General features: G+C 71.5%; 14 protein-coding genes and 1 pseudogene. 6 read left to right on the plus strand and 9 right to left on the minus strand.

Features of this window, described 5'->3' with window-relative positions; genetic code table 11:
- Positions 1-59: 59 nt before the first annotated feature.
- The 3 genes and pseudogenes from Vlu01_RS09345 to mptB (Vlu01_RS09355) form a co-directional block, all read left to right on the plus strand.
- Complete coding sequence (locus tag Vlu01_RS09345) at positions 60-1,685, plus strand: DUF2339 domain-containing protein (protein ID WP_203996620.1); 1,626 nt, start codon at positions 60-62, stop codon at positions 1,683-1,685.
- Positions 1,686-1,741: 56 nt separating this feature from the next.
- A complete protein-coding gene (gene mptB / locus Vlu01_RS09350) occupies positions 1,742-3,154 on the plus strand; it encodes a polyprenol phosphomannose-dependent alpha 1,6 mannosyltransferase MptB (RefSeq protein ID WP_203996622.1) in 1,413 nt (470 codons plus the stop codon).
- A gap of 162 nt (positions 3,155-3,316) precedes the next feature.
- Positions 3,317-5,005 (plus strand): annotated as a pseudogene (gene mptB / locus Vlu01_RS09355) (polyprenol phosphomannose-dependent alpha 1,6 mannosyltransferase MptB); the annotation flags it as partial.
- 206 nt (positions 5,006-5,211) lie between these two features.
- On the opposite strand, the gene Vlu01_RS09360 reads toward mptB (Vlu01_RS09355), so the two are convergent.
- The 4 genes from Vlu01_RS09360 to glnA all read right to left on the minus strand — a co-directional run bounded on the left by Vlu01_RS09360 (position 5,212) and on the right by glnA (position 8,804).
- Positions 5,212-6,270: a hypothetical protein gene (locus Vlu01_RS09360; RefSeq protein WP_203996632.1), complete on the minus strand. Its 1,059-nt coding sequence runs from the start codon at positions 6,268-6,270 to the stop codon at positions 5,212-5,214.
- Positions 6,267-6,626, minus strand: coding sequence for a PadR family transcriptional regulator (locus Vlu01_RS09365; RefSeq protein WP_203996633.1), 360 nt, complete (start codon positions 6,624-6,626; stop codon positions 6,267-6,269). The genes Vlu01_RS09360 and Vlu01_RS09365 overlap by 4 nt, the downstream gene beginning before the upstream one ends.
- Before the next feature lie 36 nt (positions 6,627-6,662).
- Entirely contained in the window at positions 6,663-7,217 is a 555-nt protein-coding gene (locus Vlu01_RS09370; RefSeq protein ID WP_203996634.1) for a hypothetical protein, read from the minus strand.
- Positions 7,218-7,379: 162 nt separating this feature from the next.
- Entirely contained in the window at positions 7,380-8,804 is a 1,425-nt protein-coding gene (glnA, locus tag Vlu01_RS09375) for a type I glutamate--ammonia ligase (RefSeq protein ID WP_203996640.1), read from the minus strand.
- A 383-nt stretch (positions 8,805-9,187) separates the two neighbouring features.
- Between glnA and Vlu01_RS09380 the strand changes: the two genes are divergently transcribed.
- Positions 9,188-9,523 (plus strand): RDD family protein, encoded by a 336-nt coding sequence (locus Vlu01_RS09380; protein WP_239095823.1) that lies wholly within the window; start codon positions 9,188-9,190, stop codon positions 9,521-9,523.
- 27 nt (positions 9,524-9,550) lie between these two features.
- Here Vlu01_RS09380 and Vlu01_RS09385 read toward each other — a convergent pair whose 3' ends face one another.
- Entirely contained in the window at positions 9,551-10,240 is a 690-nt protein-coding gene (locus Vlu01_RS09385; RefSeq protein WP_203996644.1) for a DUF4191 domain-containing protein, read from the minus strand.
- 162 nt (positions 10,241-10,402) lie between these two features.
- Complete coding sequence (lipA, locus tag Vlu01_RS09390; RefSeq protein WP_203996648.1) at positions 10,403-11,395, minus strand: lipoyl synthase; 993 nt, start codon at positions 11,393-11,395, stop codon at positions 10,403-10,405.
- Between the two features lie 472 nt (positions 11,396-11,867).
- Between lipA and aspS the strand changes: the two genes are divergently transcribed.
- A complete protein-coding gene (gene aspS, locus Vlu01_RS09395) occupies positions 11,868-13,154 on the plus strand; it encodes an aspartate--tRNA(Asn) ligase (RefSeq protein WP_203996650.1) in 1,287 nt (428 codons plus the stop codon).
- 167 nt (positions 13,155-13,321) lie between these two features.
- Here aspS and lipB read toward each other — a convergent pair whose 3' ends face one another.
- Complete coding sequence (gene lipB, locus Vlu01_RS09400) at positions 13,322-13,966, minus strand: lipoyl(octanoyl) transferase LipB (RefSeq protein WP_203996652.1); 645 nt, start codon at positions 13,964-13,966, stop codon at positions 13,322-13,324.
- 86 nt (positions 13,967-14,052) lie between these two features.
- Positions 14,053-15,873, minus strand: coding sequence for a DUF6311 domain-containing protein (locus Vlu01_RS09405; protein ID WP_203996654.1), 1,821 nt, complete (start codon positions 15,871-15,873; stop codon positions 14,053-14,055).
- 225 nt (positions 15,874-16,098) lie between these two features.
- On the opposite strand from Vlu01_RS09405, the gene Vlu01_RS09410 reads away from it, so the two are divergent.
- Entirely contained in the window at positions 16,099-17,334 is a 1,236-nt protein-coding gene (locus tag Vlu01_RS09410; protein WP_203996656.1) for an extracellular catalytic domain type 1 short-chain-length polyhydroxyalkanoate depolymerase, read from the plus strand.
- Between the two features lie 85 nt (positions 17,335-17,419).
- Here the strand turns inward: Vlu01_RS09410 and Vlu01_RS09415 are convergent, their stop codons facing one another.
- Positions 17,420-18,319: a TIGR01777 family oxidoreductase gene (locus tag Vlu01_RS09415; protein WP_203996657.1), complete on the minus strand. Its 900-nt coding sequence runs from the start codon at positions 18,317-18,319 to the stop codon at positions 17,420-17,422.
- Positions 18,320-18,336 lie beyond the last annotated feature (17 nt).

Here is an 18,336-nt window from a genome sequence, read left to right on the forward strand (position 1 = left end):
CCTGCGGTAGAGCAGGGGCCCCTGCTTAACACCCCGGCCGGGCGTGGTACGACTGCTCGGTGCCGACACCCACCCCTGCCGCCGACCCGGACACGCGCGGCCCCGGTGCTCCGTCAGGTGTCGGCGGACCCCCGGCCCTGACCGTCCTCGGCCCGCTGGTGGTGTCGCTGGTGCTGGCGGGCCTGTTCCTGCTGGCCCCGCCGATGGGGACCGATCTCTCCGCGCAGGTGGCCCGCGCGGGCTTCGCCGAACGCAACGGTTTCGCACCGCTCGACTTCTCCTGGTACGGCGGGGTCAACCAGTTCGGCTACAGCCTCTACACCCAGACGCTCGGCGCCTGGGTCGGGGTGCGTACGGTCGGTGCGGTCGCGGCGGTCGTCTCCGCCGTGGCGCTGGCCTGGCTGCTGGTGCTGACCGGTGCCCGTCGTCCGCTGCTCGGCGGCCTACTGGGCGCGGTCATCCTCGTGGGCAACCTGGCCAGTGGCCGGATCACCTTCGCCGTCGGCCTGATGTGGGCGCTGCTCGCGCTCTGCGCGGTGGCCGTGCCCCGGGGGCCACGGTGGGCGTGGCTGTCGGCGGCCGGCGTGGCGGCGGTGCTCGCGACGGCCGCCAGCCCGGTGGCCGGCCTCTTCACCGGCCTCACCGGCGGTGTCCTGCTGATCCTCGACGTCTGGCGACACCGGCGACCCGGGACCGCCGCCCTGGTCCTCTGCCTGGCGCCGCTGGTGACGGTCGCACCGATGGCGGTGCTCTTCGGCAACGGCGGCTGGCAGCCGTTCAGCGCCGAATCGCTGCGGGTCAACCTTGCCCTGGCCGTGGTGGTGCTCGCGTTCGTGCCGGTGCGGGCCGTGCGGGTCGGTGCCGGGCTCACCGCGCTGCTCCTGGTCGCGGCCTACTACCTGCCCAGTCCGATCGGCTCGAACGCGTTGCGTCTGCCGATGCTCTTCGCCCTGCCGGTCATCGCGGCCTACGTCGAGCTGAGCCGGCGGTGGCTGGCCGCGCTGCTCGTCGCGCTGTTCTGGTGGCAGTCCCCGGTGATGACCAACGACATCGTCCGTCGCGGGTCGGCGCCGGCGTACGCCGCCTTCTTCCAGCCCCTGCTGGACGACCTGGACGGGCGGGCACCGATCGGCCGGGTCGAGGTGGTGCCGCTGCGGGACCACTGGGAGAGCGTGTTCGTGGCCGCCGCGGTGCCACTGGCCCGGGGCTGGGAGCGGCAGGCCGACGCGGGACGTAACGCGCTCTTCTACGACGGCACTCTCGATGCCGACCGGTACGGCGAGTGGCTGCGGCGCAACGCCGTCAGTTATGTCGCCGTCGCGCCGGACGCGGCCCTCGACCGGTACGGCCGGGACGAGGCGACGCTGATCCTGGCCGGCCAGCCGTACCTTCGCGAGGTCGGCCGCCCCGGGCAGTGGCGTCTCTACCAGGTGCTCGATGCCGAACCGCTGGTCTCTGCGCCGGCCCGGCTCACCGGGTCCGACGACGCCGGGGTGCGGTTCACCGTCGACACCCCAGCCGACCTGCTCGTGCGGGTCCGGTGGTCACGGTGGTTGTCACTGGCCGCCGGAGACGGGTGCATGCGCCCCGGGACCGACGGCTGGGTCACGGTGCAGGCCCGCGAGCCCGGCAGCTTCGAGGTCACCAGCAGCCTGAGGCCGTCCGGCCACTGCCCGTCCCGTTGACCCCCGCGCCATGCCCACCTCGGTACGGCGGTCACGGTACTGGCAGCATGGCGGGCGTGCCCCATCACCTCGTGCGCTGGACCGGACTGGCCGGATCGATCATGCTCGCCGTGGCGGCGTTCCTCGGTGGCGCCCTGCCCGACGGTGATCTGCGACCCAACCCGGTCAAGATCTGGTTGGGCCCGAACGGGCCGCTGATCATCGGGCTGTGGCTCTTCGGCACCGCAGCCATGGCGGTGGCCTGGTGGACGCTGCGGGACCGGGTGCCGTCGCTCCGGTGGGCCCTGGTCACCGCCGGGCTCTGGGTGCTGCCGTTCCTGTTCACCCCGCCGCTGGGCAGCCGGGACGCCTACGCGTACGCCTGCCAGGGGGCCAGCTACGCGGGCGGCATCAGCCCCTACGAGTACGGCGTCTCCACGCTGCCCTGTCCGTGGCTGGACACCATGTCGTACATCTGGCGGGACACCCCGGCGCCGTACGGTCCGCTGTTCGTGGTGCTCTCCGGCGCGGTGGTCGCCGCGACCGGTTCCCTGATCGGCAGCATCGCCCTGTTCCGGGTGCTCGCACTGGCCGGCGTGGCGCTGACGGCGGCCTGCCTGCCGGTGCTGGCCCGCCGTTGCGGCGTACCGGTCGAGCGCGCGCTGTGGCTCGCCCTGGCCAGCCCGCTGGTGGGGGTGCACCTGGTTTCCGGCGTGCACAACGACGCGCTGATGGTGGGGCTGCTGGTGGCCGGGCTGGCCGTGGTGGTCAGCCGCCCGGGACGACCCTGGCCGCTGCTGGCCGGCGGCGTCGTGCTCGGCCTGGCCGCCGGCATCAAGGTGACCGCGCTGGTGGTGGTGCCGTTCGCGGCGCTCGCCGCGATAACCGGCGGCTTCTCGCTGCGCGCGCTGCTGCGCCACGGTACGCCGGTGGTCGGCGGCGCCGTGGCCACGCTGTTCGGGGTGACCCTCGCCGCCAGGCTGGACCTCGGCTGGATCACCGGGCTGTCGCACGGCAACGAGGTGGTCGCCTGGACCTCGCCGCCGACCGCCGTCGGGCAGACCGTCAACTACCTGGCGCTACCGTTCGGCCAGCACATCGACGCGCTGCCGGTGACCCGGGCCATCGCCGTCGTGGTGCTGTTGGCGGTGCTGGTCTGGCTGTGGTTCCGGGCCCGTCACCGTGATCCGCTCTGGCACGCCGCGCTGGCGTTGACCGCGACGGTGGCGCTCGCCCCGCTGTTCCACCCCTGGTACTGGTTCTGGCCGCTGGCGCTGCTCGCTGCCACCGCGCAGCGCACCTGGTGGTTCAGCGCGGTGACCGTGTACGCCGCCTTCCTGGTGCTGGCCGACGGCACCGGGCTGCCCCGCTACACCAAGACGGTCGGTGCGCCGCTGATGACGCTGTTCGTGATCGTGGTGACGATCCGCTTGGTACGGTCGGCGAAGGAGGCCCGGGCGGCAGCCCGTCAACCGGTGCCGGTCGAATAGACCAGGTCCGGCGGGGCGTGCCCGGCACCGCACTGGAGGAAGGTACCGCCGGTGACCGATCCCGGCGCCCGTTCCCACCTCGGTCCCCGCTTCGCGTCCGGCACCCGGGGCGATCCGGGTCCCGGGCGCGAGCCTGATGCCCGGCCTGCGGGCCCACGTGACCTGGTGGCCCGGTACACCGGACTGCTCGGGGCGCTGCTGCTGGCGGTCGTCGGCTACCTCGCCGGTGCCCTGCCCGATGCCACCACCACCCGGTTCTGGAACACCGACGGCGGCCCACTGGCCGTCACGGTGTGGCTGATCGGCACGGTCGCCATGGTCGGTGCCTGGTGGACGTTGCGCGACGGTGCGCCGTCGACCCGGTGGGCGTACGTCACCGCCGGGCTGTGGGCGTTGCCGCTGCTGTTCACCGCTCCGCTGGGCAGCCGGGACGTCTACTCGTACGCCTGCCAGGGTTGGATCTACGCCGACGGTGGTGACCCGTACGCCACCGGGGTGGCGGCGGCGGGTTGCCCCTGGGTCGAGGCGGTCGCGCCGGTCTGGCGGGACACCCCGGCACCGTACGGGCCGTTCTTCGTCCTGCTCGCCGCGTTGGCCGTGGTGCTCGGTGGTGGGCTGGCGGGCACCGTGGTGCTGCTGCGGCTGCTGGCGCTCGGGGGCGTGCTGGCGGCAGCGGCCTGCCTGCCCGGCCTGGCCCGGACGGCCGGCGTACCGGCCCGGCGGGCCGTCTGGCTGCTGCTGGCCTGCCCGCTGGTCGGCGTGCACCTGGTGGCTGGCGCGCACAACGACGCGGTGATGCTCGGCCTGCTCCTACCCGCCCTGCTGATCCTGGCCCGCCGACCACCAAATCAGCCCGCGTCGTCGCAGTCGATCGAGACGCTGCCGTCCTCTGGGGCGCTGCCGGGGGCTTTGCCGGCTTCAGGGGCGTCGCGAGCTTCGGGTGCGGTGCCGACTTCTGGGGCGTTGCCGGCTCCGGGCGGGCTGCCGGCAGTTGGCACGTCGCCGGCTTCGGAGGCGCTGCCGGTTTCCGGGGTGCTGCCAACTCCTGGGGTGCTGTCGGTTCCCCGGGCGGTCTTGGCCGCTGGGGCGCTGCTGGTGGCCGGGGCGCTGCTCGGGTTGGCGGTGTCGGTGAAGGCGACCGCGGTGGTGGTGCTGCCGTTCGCGGCGCTGGCCGCCGTGCGGGGCCGGCTCACCGTGGCGGCGCTGCTGCGCGACGGGGGTCTGCTGGCCGTCGGGGTGCTCGGTGGGCTGCTGGTTCCCTCGCTGTTCTCCGGTCTCGGGTTCGGCTGGGTCGCCGGGCTGGCGCACAGCGGCGACACCGTGCAGTGGACCTCGCCGCCGACCGCCGTCGGCATGCTCGTCGACTACGTCGGCGAACTGGTGGGCCGGCGACCCGACGCGGTCCCGGTGACGCGCACGATCGGCCTCGGACTGCTCGCCGCACTGCTGCTCCTCCTCTGGCACCGCACCTGGTCCGCCCTGCGCCCCCCACCCGGACCAACCGATCCGGCACCCAACCGCCGCACCCCGAACGCGTTGATCATGAGGTTATTGCATGGGCAAGCGCTTACCCAGGACAATAACCTCATGATCAACACTCCGGTGGGGTTGGTGTTGGGGGGTGCGGGGGTGGGGTTGGGGGTCACGGTGCTGCTCGGGCCGGTGTTTCATCCCTGGTACGCGACGTGGCCGCTGGCGGTGCTCGCGGTGGCGGCGACCCGGACCGCCTGGTTCGTGCTGCCGTCTGCGTTGGCCTCGTTCCTCGCCCTGCCGGACGGCACCAACCTGGCCCGACTGTCCAAAGCCCCGGGTGCGGTCGCGATGACCGTGCTGGTGCTCGCCACGCTGATCTGGACCCTCTCCCACCCCCACTCCCACCCCCACTCCCACCCCCACTCCCACCCCCACTCCCACCCCCACCCACCTGATCCCCGCCGGGACCCGGCACACCACCGATCGTGGCAGTCCAGCTGTTCGACACGCCGGTATATGAGCAGCTGAGCTGCCACGGTGATGAGCGGCCCCAAGTCACGACAGAGGCGCGGGCGGGAGGTGGGTCAGCGGCGCGTGCCGCAGGTGGGGCAGGTGCGACCGGTGCCGGTCCGATCCCCCGCCGCCGGCACCACCTCCGCCAGCTGCCGCCGGTCACCGGCACCCGGACCAGCCAGGTCACCTCGCTGGCCGCCGTCGACCCGCCGGAGACGAAGGGCGACGGCGACCAACAGCACGACCGGTCCGAGCAGGCCGACGGTGAGGGCGGTGGACACCAGGGTCGGGTAGGTCGGGTGCGGGGCGCCACCGAGGCCGTCCACCGCGCCGGCCAGGATGTGCGCGCTGAGCAGGCCGATCGGGGTGAGCAGGGCAGCGACCGCCCAGCCGCCCCGCCAGTCCTGTCGCATGGCCAACCCGACGGCGAGCAGCAGGACGACCCCCAGCAACGCCGCCCCGACCGCCGGCAGCAACTGCTCGGACGTCCACTGGTACGAGCCCCAGTAGAGATCGTTCCCCGGCGCCCAGGCGGCCAGGCCGCCACTCGTGGCGGCGATGATCGGCAGGGCCCGGGCTGACCGCGCCAGGTGTTCATCGACCGCGAGCGCCAGGACACCCAGGGCGACCTGGGGAACCAGCAGCAACAGCGGCGGCCGGGGCAAACTGGTGGCCAGGCTCAAGACCGGCACCGCCGCGGTCGCCAGCACTGCCACGGTGATGGCGACGCGGGTGAGGCGACCGGGCGCGACGAGCGCCAACAGCGCGGAGAGCAGCCAGACGAGCCACGCGACGACGGCAGCCGACGCGAAGGGCCCGAACCTTGGTGCGCCTGTGGCCACGGGCGACTGCTCGACGATCGCCCAGAAGCCGGCCAGGAAGGCGGCGGTGGTCAGGGCGAGCAGCGCCGCGAGGCGTACCCCGGGGATCAGGTCGGTGACACCGGCGGCCCGCAGCCGCTGGCGGAGGCCACCGCGCACGAGGTCGGCGGCGTCTGCGGGGGAGGGCCAGCGCCGTCGCGGGTCGGCCAGTTCGAGGTACGTCCCGACGATCTCGTCAGCGCGGTCGCGGCGGTAGTCCGTGGGGTACGCCCGAAGCAGGCGTCGGTAGCGACGCTCCAGGTCTCTCATGCCAGACCTCCGGCGGTACGCGGCGCGAGCGGGCGCACCGAGCGGGCGCGCAGTCGCGCGGTGGCGGCCTCGACGTTGCGGCGCAACCGTTCGGTCTCTGCGGCGAGCGTGGCGTCGCCGGTGGCGGAGAGGCGGTAGTAGCGGCGCAGCCGCCCGTCGACGGTCTCTTCCCGGTCGAGTTCGACCAGGCCGGCATCGGTGAGCCGGTCCAGTGCGCCGTAGAGGGTGCCGGGGCGCAGCGACAGCCGCCCGTCGGAGAGGGCGGCGACCTCGCCGATGATCGCGTAGCCGTGCATCGGCTCGCGGGCGAGGGCGGTCAGGATGAGGAAGGTGGGTTCGCGCAGCGGTGTGTCCACCCGGTTAATATATCGGACGCGAAGGTATTCGGGGTGTCAGTGGATGCCTGCGGCGTGCAGCTGTCCGGTGGCGGCGCGGTCGATGCTGGTCCGCGCCAGCGAACCGGCCACTCCCAAGCCCATCGCCGAGCTCAGCACCAGCAGGCCGAACAGAACCGGCATGAACACCGTCCTGACCACCATCGCCCAGCAGCCCTTCAGGCCGATTCGACCGCCGTCCCGGGCCCGTACGAGCTGTGTGCCGGTGAGGACCGCGCCGAGTGCCCGGCCGTTGCCGTAGCACAGCCCGTAGATCATCGGCACCAGGACGCACGACGTGAGCGCCAGCACGACGACGGCGTCGATGGAGAGGCCCTGCCCGCCGTCATGCAGCAGGCTCAGGACGACGACACAGACCCCGATCCCGACCAGGCACACCACCGTGTCGACCAACCAGGTCAGGGTCTGCGCCAGCAGACCGGCCCGCACGTACGGGGTGCCGTCGCCGAACGTGGCGACCCGTTTGGCAGCTCCCCGCCCCCACGTGTGCTCCGCGTACGCCTTGGCGGCCTCCAGGCGCGTCGACGGCCGATCGGTTGCGCGTACGGTCATTGTCACCCTCCCGGCAGGTCACGTTGTCGGCACAGTGTGCGGCAGCGTCGACCGGGTCAGCCGACGGGGTGGTGCGGCAACCCCCAGGTGGTGTCGAGCGGCCGTCGACGCGTTCGGGCCGGCCCCGCGAACGCGGAGCCGGCCCGAAGGTGCTGAGCGCAATCAGCAGTCGAAATACATCGCGAACTCGTGCGGGGTCGGGCGCAGGCGCACCGGGTCGACCTCGTTGGCCCGCTTCCAGTCGATCCAGGTGGAGATCAGGTCGGGGGTGAAGACGCCACCGTCGAGCAGGTAGTCGTGGTCGGCTTCGAGGGAGTCCAGCACGGCCGGCAGAGAGCCCGGCACCTGCTTGACGTTGCCCCACTCCTCCGGCGGGAGGTCGTAGAGGTCCTTGTCGATCGGCGCCGGCGGCTCGATCTTGCTCTTGATGCCGTCCAGGCCGGCCATCAGCATCGCCGAGAAGGCGAGGTAGACGTTGGCCGACGGGTCCGGCACCCGGAACTCGACCCGCTTGGCCTTCGGGTTGCTGCCGGTGACCGGGATGCGGGTGCAGGCGGAGCGGTTGCGCTGCGAGTAGACCAGGTTGACCGGCGCCTCGAAGCCGGGCACCAGACGACGGTACGAGTTGACCGTCGGGTTGGTGAAGGCCAGCAGCGACGGGGCGTGGTGCAGCAGACCGCCGATGTACCAGCGGGCGGTGTCGGAGAGGCCGGCGTATCCGGTCTCGTCGTAGAACAGCGGCTCGCCGTTCAGCCAGAGGCTCTGGTGGGTGTGCATACCGGAGCCGTTGTCCCCGAAGAGCGGCTTCGGCATGAACGTGGCGGTCTTGCCGGCGGCCCAGGCCTCGTTCTTGACGATGTACTTGAACAGTTGCATCTGGTCGCCGGCGTGCAGCAGGGTGGAGAACTTGTAGTTGATCTCCGCCTGGCCGGCGGTGCCGACCTCGTGGTGCGACCGCTCCACGGTGAACCCGCTGTCGATCAGCCGGCGCACGATCTGGTCGCGCAGGTCGGCGTAGTGGTCCACCGGCGGCACCGGGAAGTAGCCACCCTTGTACGCGGTCTTGTAGCCGCGGTTGCCGCCATCTTCCTCGCGGCCGGTGTTCCAGGCGCCCTCGATCGAGTCGATGTAGTAGTACGACTGGTGCGCCGAGGTCTCGTGGCGGATCGAGTCGAAGATGTAAAACTCCGCCTCGGCCCCGAAGTACGCGGTGTCCGCGATACCGCTGGCGGCCAGGAAGGCCTCGGCCTTCTTCGCCACGTTGCGCGGGTCACGCGAGTACGCCTCGCGGGTGAACGGGTCGTGGATGAAGAAGTTCAGCGCGAGGGTCTTCTGCGCGCGGAACGGGTCGATGAAGGCGGTGGCAACGTCCGGGAGCAGGAGCATGTCCGACTCGTGGATCGCCTGGAAGCCGCGGATCGACGACCCGTCGAAAGCGAGACCGTCGGTGAAGAAGTCGTCGTCGACGGACTCCACCGGCAGGTTGAAGTGCTGCATGACGCCGGGCAGGTCACAGAACCGAACGTCGACGAACTTCACGTCCTCGTTCTTGAGGTAACGCAGGAGTTCCTCGGGATTGGCGAACACTCGTCCTCCTGGCACGTCCACGGATAGCTAAGCTCCTGGCGACGCTATGGCCGCGCGGTTGCCCAGCCGTGTCTCCAGTGTTTCTGCCGTGTTACGTCACTCGCGTTGGGTCACCTGGGTGTCGTACCCGGACACCTCAACCCAGAGAAACGGGTCCGGCTGTGCCAGTGTAGTGAAACTTGATGGGGTTGGTCCTTTTTGACGTCGCCCGTCCACGCGGCCCCGGCCGCCGGTCCTGGCCTGCCTGCGGTCCGGTTCGCTGCCCGCCAACCGTCGGGCCTGCACCCGGGTCGGCTGCGGCGCTGACTAGGCTCGTCCAGGTGACCAGCCAGCCGCACACCTCGCCACCCCCCGCCGCGGATCCCGACTTCGTCCCGGCCGACCTGGGCCGCCGGTTCGGGGCGCTGGTTGTCGACTGGATTCTCTGCCTGCTCGCGTCGGGCCTGTTCGCCAGCCCTGCTCGGGACGCCTGGGCGCCGGTGCTGGTGCTGGTCCTGCTGTACTGCGTGTTCCTGGGTCTGTTCGCCCAGACCCCCGGCATGTACCTGACCCGGATCCGCTGCGTCGACTGGTCCGACGGCGGCCGGATCGGCTTGCCCCGGGCCCTGCTGCGTGGTGTGCTGCTCGCCCTGGTCGTCCCCGCTCTGCTGATGGACCAGCACCGGCGTGGCCTGCACGACCGCCTCGCCGGCTCGGTGGTCACCCCGGCGCCGCGCTGATCCGCGATCGCCGGTCGAACAGCGGGCTCAGCGACCGCGCATCTGGCGGAACGCCCCGCGCGGCGGGCGGAGGTTCTTGGGGACGGCGCCCTTGGGCATCTGGGGGCGGGCGGTCAGCGCCTTGAGCCGCTTGTCGAGCGAGTTGACGTCCTTACCGCTGAGGTTGCGGGGCAGCCGCATCAACGTCATCCGCAGCTTGCGGATCGGCAGCTCGCCCTCCTCCTGCCCGATGACGTAGTCGTAGAGCGGGGCGTTGCCGATCACCTTGGCCAGCCGGCGCTTCTCCTGGCCGAGTAGCCCACGAACCCGCTGCGGGTTGCCCTCCGCCAGCAGGATCACGCCGGGTCGACCGATGACCAGGTGCACCATGTCCATCTGAGTGGTCGAGCTGACCGCCGCGGAGACCCGCCAGTCACCGCGCATGTTCTCCATGATCTGCGCGGCGGCGCCCGGCTGCCCCTCGGCCGCGTTCATCATCGCCCGGTTCGACCGGAGGTTGAGCACGATCAGCAGGCAGAGCAGGGCGAACAGGATGCCCAGCGGCAACCAGAGCCAGCCCCAGAGCGCGACCGCGACCACGGTCAACGCGAGCGGGATCAGCACCGCGCCGGTGGCCAAGGGGGCGAACCACTTGTCCTGCTTGGCGGTGAACCGGAACACCATCCCGATCTGCTTCAGCCGCTGGCCGAACGAGACCTTCTCCTGGGGCTTTGCCATGTCGTCAAGTCTAGTGCTCGCCCACCGCACCGTTGATCCGCGCCCGGCTCACCACCGAAGCCTCGCCGATCATGCAGTTGTGGTCGTACCGATAAGGCACAAATAACGCATAACGACGACCACAACTGCATGATCGCTAGGGCTTGGGGGTGGGGTGGGGGTTTAGCGGGTGGTTAGGGTGACGGTTTCGCGGGCGGCGAGGGCCTGCTGGTAGAGGCGGCCGGCGCGGTAGGAGGAACGCACCAGGGGGCCGCTCATCACACCCGCGAAGCCGATCTCCTCGGCCTCCTCGCGCAGCTCGACGAACTCCTCCGGCTTGACCCAACGTTCCACCGGGTGATGCCGAGCGGACGGGCGCAGGTACTGGGTGATGGTGATCAGCTCGCAGCCGGCGGCGTGCAGGTCACGTAGTGCCTGGGAGATCTCGGCGCGCTCCTCGCCCAGCCCCAGGATCAGGTTGCTCTTGGTGACCAGGCCGTCGGCGCGGGCCTGCCGGATGACGTCCAGGGAGCGCTCGTAGCGGAAGGCCGGGCGGATCCGCTTGAAGATCCGGGGGACCGTCTCCACGTTGTGCGCGAGCACCTCCGGCCGGGCGCCGAAGACCTCGGCGAGCTGCTCGGGTACCGCGTTGAAGTCCGGGATCAGCAGCTCGACACCGCAGCCGGGCTGCAGGGCATGGATCTGCCGGACGGTCTCGGCGTAGAGCCAGGCGCCGCCGTCGGGCAGGTCGTCGCGGGCGACGCCGGTGATCGTGGCGTACCGCAGCCCCATCGACACCACCGACTCGGCGACCCGGCGCGGCTCGTCAGCGTCGAACTCGGCCGGCTTGCCGGTGTCGATCTGACAGAAGTCACAGCGGCGGGTGCACTGGTCACCGCCGATGAGGAAGGTGGCCTCGCGGTCCTCCCAGCATTCGTAGATGTTGGGGCAGCCGGCCTCCTGGCACACCGTGTGCAGCCCTTCGCGGGAAACCAGCCCGCGCAGCTGGGTGTACTCCGGGCCCATCTTGGCCTTGACCTTGATCCACGGGGGTTTGCGCTCGATCGGCGTCTCGGCGTTGCGGGCCTCGATCCGCAGCAGTCGCCGCCCCTCGGGGGCGGGCGTCGCGGAACTCGCGGCCTGGCCGGTCGTCGGCGCGGAGTGCTCGATCGTCACAAAACGAGCCTACGCCGGACGGCCGCCGTCGATGAACGGCGGGCGACGGCCATCACCCCGAAAATCCTGTGACGCCGGACACCGGAGGCAGGAAAAACGGGTCACACGGCGACGGCGGGTGGTGCTAGCGTGCCGGCACGAAGCGACGACGGAGCCGAGTAGCGCCCCGCCCGCCAGTTGAAGAGAGCCGCCGGTTGCTGCGAGGCGGTCTGGCACCGGGGCCGCGAAGACCCTCCCGAGCTGCGGGAAGAACAGCCCGCGGTGTAAGGAAGGGCCCCCTCTTAACGCCTGCGGTAGAGGAAGGGCCCCCTCCTAACACCCCGCGCCCAGTAGAGCCCGCCCGGCTGGCCCCGGTGAAAAGGCGACGAACGAGGCTCCCGTTCCGACGGGAGCGAAGGTGTGGTGGCACCGCGAGGTTCCCGCTCGCCCACACCTCCCGGGGATCGCGTTGCGATTGATCGAGGAGGTAGCCATGCAACGCATCCTGTCCGACCAGCTCACCCGACACACCGGGCGTACCGTCCGGATCGCCGGCTGGGTCCACCGCCGCCGCCTGCTCAAGTCGGTGGCCTTCCTGATCGTCCGGGACGCCGCCGGCCTCGCGCAGGTCGTCGTCACCGACCCTGCGGTACGCGCCGAGGTGGAGATGCTGCCCGAGGAGACCGTCGTCGAGGTGGTGGCCACGGTGGTCACCAACGCGGCGGCACCCGGCGGGTCGGAGCTGACCGACCCGTGCGTACGCCCTCTCGGCCTGCCCGCCGAGCCACCGCCGTTCGATCTCTACCGACCTGACCTGGCCGCTGCGCTGCCGACCCAGTTGGACCACGCACCGGTCGCCCTGCGCCACCCGACCCGGTCGGCGGCGTTGCGGATCTCGGCGGCGGCGGTGGCGGGTTTCCGTGCCTCGCTGGACGCCCGGCGTTTCGTGGAGATCCACACGCCGAAGGTGGTCGCCTCCTCCACCGAGAGCGGGGCGAACGTCTTCGCCCTGGACTGGTTCGGTCGGCCCGCGTACCTGGCCCAGTCGCCGCAGTTCTACAAGCAGCTCATGGTCGGGGTCTTCGAGCGGGTGTACGAGGTCGGGCCGGTGTTCCGCGCCGAGCCGCACGACACCGCGCGACATCTGGCGCAGTACACGTCGCTCGACGTCGAGCTGGGCTTCGTCACCGATCATCGGGACGTGATGGTGGTCCTGCGGGACACTCTTGCCGGGATGCTCGACGCGGTCGCTGACCGGGCCGGGGGCGCATTGGGCACCCTCGGCGTCGCGGTTCCGGCGGTGCCGGCACAGATCCCGGCGGTGCACTTCAGCGACGCGCTGCGGATCGCCGACGCTCCCGCTGACGAACCCGACCTGGCACCGGCGCACGAACGCGCGCTGGGGGAGTGGGCCCGGCGTGAGCACGGCTCGGAGTTTCTCTTCGTCACCGGGTACCCGATGGCGAAGCGACCCTTCTACACCCATCCGGACCCGGCGCGGCCGGGCTACTCCAACGGCTTCGACCTGCTGTTCCGGGGCCTGGAACTGGTCACCGGTGGGCAGCGGCTGCACCGGCACGCCGACTACCTGGCCGCGTTGGCCGCCCGGGGCGAGCCGGTCGAGCCGTACGCCGGCTACGTCGACGCCTTCCGCCACGGCATGCCCCCGCACGGCGGCTTCGCCATCGGCCTGGAACGCCTCGTCGCCCGCCTGACCGGCGCCCCCAACATCCGCCAGGTCACCCCCTTCCCCCGCGACCTCCACCGCCTCACCCCCTGACCCGCCCGCCCTGCCCCCCGCCCGCCCTGCCCCTGCCCCGCCCCGACTCGCTTTGATCATGAGGTTGTTGTCGCCGACGGTCGACGTGGCGTGGCAACAACTTCATGATCGACCGTGCGGAGGCGGGGGGTGAGCGCTGGAGGGGGGTGGGAGGGGTGGGTGGGTGGTTAGGGGGTGGGGCGGAGGGTGGGGAGGTGGCGTTCTACTACGGGGAGGACGTCGGCGACGGTGATGGGGCGGCCCAGTTCGGCGGTGAGGGAGGTGACGCCGGCGTCGCGGATGCCGCACGGCACGATCCGGTCGAAGGCGGCCAGGTCGCAGTCGCAGTTGATGGAGAAGCCGTGCAGGGTGACACCCCGGGCGACCCGGATGCCGATCGCCGCGACCTTGCGCTCCGGGCCACGGTCGTCGGCCGGCACCCAGACCCCGCTGAGTCCCTCGACCCGGCCTGCGGTCAGGCCGAACTCGGCGCAGACGTCGATCAGCAGATGCTCGACCCGCCGCACGTACGCGACCACGTCGACCGGGTCGGGCAGGCGCAGGATCGGGTACCCCACCAACTGTCCCGGGCCGTGCCAAGTGATCTTGCCGCCCCGGTCCACGTCGATCACCGGAGTGCCGTCCATCGGGCGGTCCCACGGCTCGGTGCGCTTGCCCGCGGTGTAGACGCTCGGGTGCTCCAGCAGTAGCACGGTGTCGCCGTCCTCGCCGGCCACCACCGCCTCGTGCAGGCGGCGCTGCTCGTCCCAGGCGGCGGCGTAGTCGAGGACACCGGCGCGTACGGCCGTCAGGCCGGAGGTCGTCGCGGTCACCCGTTCAGCCTAGACCCGTACCCGCTGGTCGCCATCGGTGAGCCAACTCACCGTCGGACCTGCCAACTCACGTCGGACCTGCCAACTCACCGCCGGACGTGCCATACCCAGACGTCCTCGACCCGCTCCGGCTCGCCGAAGAGCAGGACCAGGGTGCGCCGGATGGCTTCCTCGTCGACCGGCCACTTGGCGCCGTGCACCTCGTCGGCGAGCACCACGGTCTCGATGCGCCAGTGCTCCAGGTCGGCCCGGACCTCCTCGCGGGTGCCCTCGGTGACGATCGGCGGCAGTCCGGTGCGGGCAGCCTGGTCCAGCAGCGCGCCGAACGGGCGTGGTACCGGACCGATGCGGCCACGATCGTCGGGGCCGCCGGGGCCGAGGAAGAACCCGGACGGGATGGCGAACTCACCCTGCCGGTTCGCCAACGCGTACGCCTGCCAGCGCTGGCCGTCGGGGTAGACGTCCAGGGCGAGCGGCGCCGGGGTCAGCACCCCGCCGGGGGAGACGTGATCCCGCCAGGCACCGGAGGTGATGAAGCGCGGGATCGGCTCACGTTCGCTGGTCAGCAGCGGGGTGGGGAACAGCGGCACCAGGGCCACCGCGAAACCGACCGTCCAGGCGACCGCCGCCGCGCGGGACAGCGGACGGCGACGGAGCTGGTCCACCGCGTACGCGAGCAGCAGGCCGATCACCGGCGTCACCACCAAGGCGAACCGGGCGGGCAGCGCGGCGTTCACCACCGGCAGGTGTCCGAGCAGGTCGAAGGGCATCGGCAGGTCGGTGCGGTGGCCGTCGATTTTGGCCACCGGTCCGAAGGAGAGCGCGGTGAAGACCACCGCGACGATCCCGAGGGCCCAGAGGGTCGCCCGTCGATGTGCGTCGCCGCCTCGCCACAGCAGTACGAAGCAGCCGACGGCGAGCACCAGCAGTGGCAGCCCGAAGAAGGAGTTCTCCTCGGTGGGGTTCGGTGCCAGCGAGGTGCCGAACCCGGCCTCGCCCGCCAGCGAGCGGCGCGGGTAGGCGGCGTACGCCGCGATGTCCTCGGAGTGGATCACCGCGTCGAAGCCGGTGCCGTGGAACCGCTGCGGCCCGGCGAAGTGCAGCCACAGCGGGTAGGACAGCAGCACCCCGGCGACCACGGCGGTCACCGCCAGCCCGCGCAGGAAGGAGGGGAGGACCGCGCGTGCCTCGGCCCGGTTGGCCGGGTGCAGCGCCCAGACGGCGACGAAGAGCCCGAGCGCCAACGCGGTGAAGAAGAGACCCTCGGCGGCGATCGAGAAGGCGACCGCGACGAGTACGCCGAGGATGGCGCCGTCGCGCAGCCAGCGGCCCGGCCGGCGCAGCGCGAACAGCCGCCACACCAGCAGCGGCACCAGCCAGCCGGCGGTCCAGTTCAGGTGCGCGTTGGCGTGCGAGACCATCCCCGGCGAGAAGCCGATGAACAGTCCACCGATCGCGGCGGCGAGCGGGCTGCGGAGCAGGTGCCGGGAGAGCAACCAGTACCAGGCGACCGCGGTGGCGGCCAGGTTGAGGGTGAGGATCACCAGGAAGGTGGCGGGCGGCCCGATCAGATACGTCAGCGGGGCGAAGAGCACCGCGTACACCGTGATCGAGGTGTTGACCGCGAGGTTCACCCCGTCCGGCACGTTGATCAGGTAGGTGAAGAGGGGATTCTCCCCGTGGGTCAGCGCGTGCCCGCCGAAGGCCAGCAACCATTCGAACAGTGCCTGGTCGCTGGAGTTGACGGTGATCGCCCGCCCGTTCGGGTCGATCCAGAGCCCACTGGTCACCCAGACCGCGAGCGCCAGCGCGACCAGCACCACGGTCACATCGATGCGGCGGTCGCGAGCGACCCGCGAGGGCGACGGTGAGGCGGGCGCGGACGCCACGGACGGGGAGGTGGGCACCTAGCGGACGTTACCAACCGCACCGGGACACGCCGGTCAGACCCGGCACCTCCGGATGCAAGGAAGGGCACCTTGTTAACGCCTCGTGTATAGGAAGGGCCCCTTCCTAACACCGTGCGGCAGCGGCACATCCGGACATCGACGAATGTGTGTACGGCCACCATGTCATCGGTGCGACACACCTGCGTAACGTCGCGGCAATCATTGGTGATCCAGCTCACACTCATGGAGGCTCTCGTGCGCCGCACCCGTACCCGGCTCGCCGGTGCGCTGGCCGGGCTGGTCCTGGCCGCCACCGCGCTGGCGGCCGTCGCCGCTCCCGCCCAGGCCGCGTCCCTGACCATGGTCACCGGCTTCGGTTCCAACCCCGGCAACCTCGCCATGTACGCGTACCGGCCGGACAACCTGCCCTCCGGCGCTCCGGCCGTGGTGCTGCTGCACGGCTGCGCCCAGAACGCCAGCGGCTACTTCACCAACTCCGGCTGGCAGAAGTACGCCGACCAGTGGCGATTCGCGCTGATCGTCCCCGAGCAGCGCTCAACCAACAACTCCAGTTCCTGCTTCAACTGGTTCGAGACCGGCGACACGACCCGGGGGCAGGGGGAGGCGCTGTCCATCAAGCAGATGGTCGACCACGCCCGGTCCTCGTACGGCATCGCCGCCAATCGGGTCTACGTCAGCGGGCTGTCGGCCGGCGGGGCGATGAGCGCGACGATGCTCGCGGTCTATCCGGACGTCTTCGCCGGTGGCTCGGTCATCGCCGGGATGCCGCACCGCTGCGCCACCAGCATGGTCAACGCCTTCTCCTGCATGAGCCCGGGCGTGGACAAGACCCCGGCGCAGTGGGGTGACTTGGTCCGCAGCGCCCACCCCGGCTACTCCGGTGCCCGCCCGAAGGTGGCCATCTGGCACGGCACCAGTGACTACACGGTGGCGACGGCGAACGCCACCGAGTCCCGCGACCAGTGGACCAACGTGCTCGGTGTCTCGCAGACGCCGACCGGCACCCGGCAACTGCCGGCGGGTACCAGCGTCGAGGTGTACGGCAACGACCTGGTCCGGGTACACCGGGTTTCCGGGATGGGGCACGGCACCCCGGTCGACCCGGGCTCCGGCGCGGACCAGTGCGGCACCGCCGCCGCGTACTTCCTGGACACCATCTGCTCGACGTACCACGACGCGGTCTTCTTCGGCCTGAACGGCGGCGTCACCCCCAGCCCGACCCCGACGACGTCACCGAGCCCGACCGCGTCCCCCAGCCCGACGCTCTCGCCGAGCCCGACCGCGTCCCCGACCTGCGTCACCGCCAGCAACTACGCCCACGTGAGCGCCGGCCGCGCCTACCACTCCGGCGGCTACGCCTACGCCAACGGCTCCCAGCAGCGGATGGGCCTCTACAACACCTTCCACACCACCACCCTGCGCCAGACCGCCCCCAACCACTGGACCATCGGCTGCTGACCCCGCGCCGCCCGACCGCGTCGATCATGAGGTTGACGGCAAAGACGGAACTGCCGTCAACCTCATGATCAACCAGGAAGTCGGGTCAGTCGTGCAGGGCGGCGTGGAGGGCGGTGCGGAGGTCGGGGTGGCGGAAGGTGAACTGGGCGTTGTTCAGCACGCGGGGGAGGACGCGGGTGCTGGTGAGGGCCTCCTGGGCGAAGCCACCCAGGGCGACCTTCAGCGCCACCGCCGGGATCGGGATGACCGCGGGGCGGTTCAGTTGGCGGGCCAGCTCACGGGTGAACTCGGCGTTGGTGACCGGGGCCGGGCCGACCACGTTGACCGGCCCGGCGAGGTCCGCCCGGGCCAACAGGAACGTGGTGGCGTTGAGCCAGTCGGTCATCGAGATCCACGGGATCCACTGCCGGCCGCTGCCGAGCCGACCGGCGATGCCCAGCTTGAACGGCAGCAGCTGCGGCTTGAGCAGTCCGCCGTCGCGGTGCAGCGGCAGCCCGGTGCGCAGCCGCACCACCCGTACCCCGGCATCCTCGGCCGGCCGGGTCGCCGCCTCCCACACCCGGGCCACGTCCGCGAGGAAACCCTCGCCGGCCGGCGCGTCCTCCTCCACCACCCGGTCGCCGGTGTTGCCGTACCAGCCGATCGCCGAGGCGTTCAGCAGCACCTCCGGCCGGTCGGCCGCCGGCAGGCCGGCGATCGTGGTGGCCAGGGTGGTGGTGGTGTCCACCCGGCTGGACCGGATCAACTGCCGGTACCGGTCGTTCCAGCGCCGGTCGCCGACACCCGCGCCGGCCAGGTTGACCACCGCGTCGGCCTCGGCGACAACCGCCGGGTCCAGCTGCGCCGCCGACGGCGACCATCGTCGTTCGTCGGCGGCGCGTGGCGGCCGTCGCACCAGCCGGGTCACCTGGTGCCCGTCGGCGACGAGCAGGTCGACCAGCCGGGTGCCGAGGAAGCCGGACGCGCCGGCCATGAGGATCCGCATGCCCTACATCTTCGGGT

The organism is Micromonospora lutea (genome assembly GCF_016863535.1).
In the GTDB taxonomy this organism is placed as follows: Bacteria; Actinomycetota; Actinomycetes; order Mycobacteriales; family Micromonosporaceae; genus Micromonospora; species Micromonospora lutea.

Coding starts and splice junctions, on each gene's coding strand:
- Vlu01_RS09370 (WP_203996634.1), bottom strand. CDS start 7,217: ATGACCGTACGCGCAACCGATCGGCCGTCGACGCGCCTGGAGGCCGCC.
- Vlu01_RS09360 (WP_203996632.1), bottom strand. CDS start 6,270: ATGAGAGACCTGGAGCGTCGCTACCGACGCCTGCTTCGGGCGTACCCC.
- Vlu01_RS09415 (WP_203996657.1), bottom strand. CDS start 18,319: ATGCGGATCCTCATGGCCGGCGCGTCCGGCTTCCTCGGCACCCGGCTG.
- Vlu01_RS09410 (WP_203996656.1), top strand. CDS start 16,099: ATGGAGGCTCTCGTGCGCCGCACCCGTACCCGGCTCGCCGGTGCGCTG.
- Vlu01_RS09385 (WP_203996644.1), bottom strand. CDS start 10,240: ATGGCAAAGCCCCAGGAGAAGGTCTCGTTCGGCCAGCGGCTGAAGCAG.
- aspS (WP_203996650.1), top strand. CDS start 11,868: ATGCAACGCATCCTGTCCGACCAGCTCACCCGACACACCGGGCGTACC.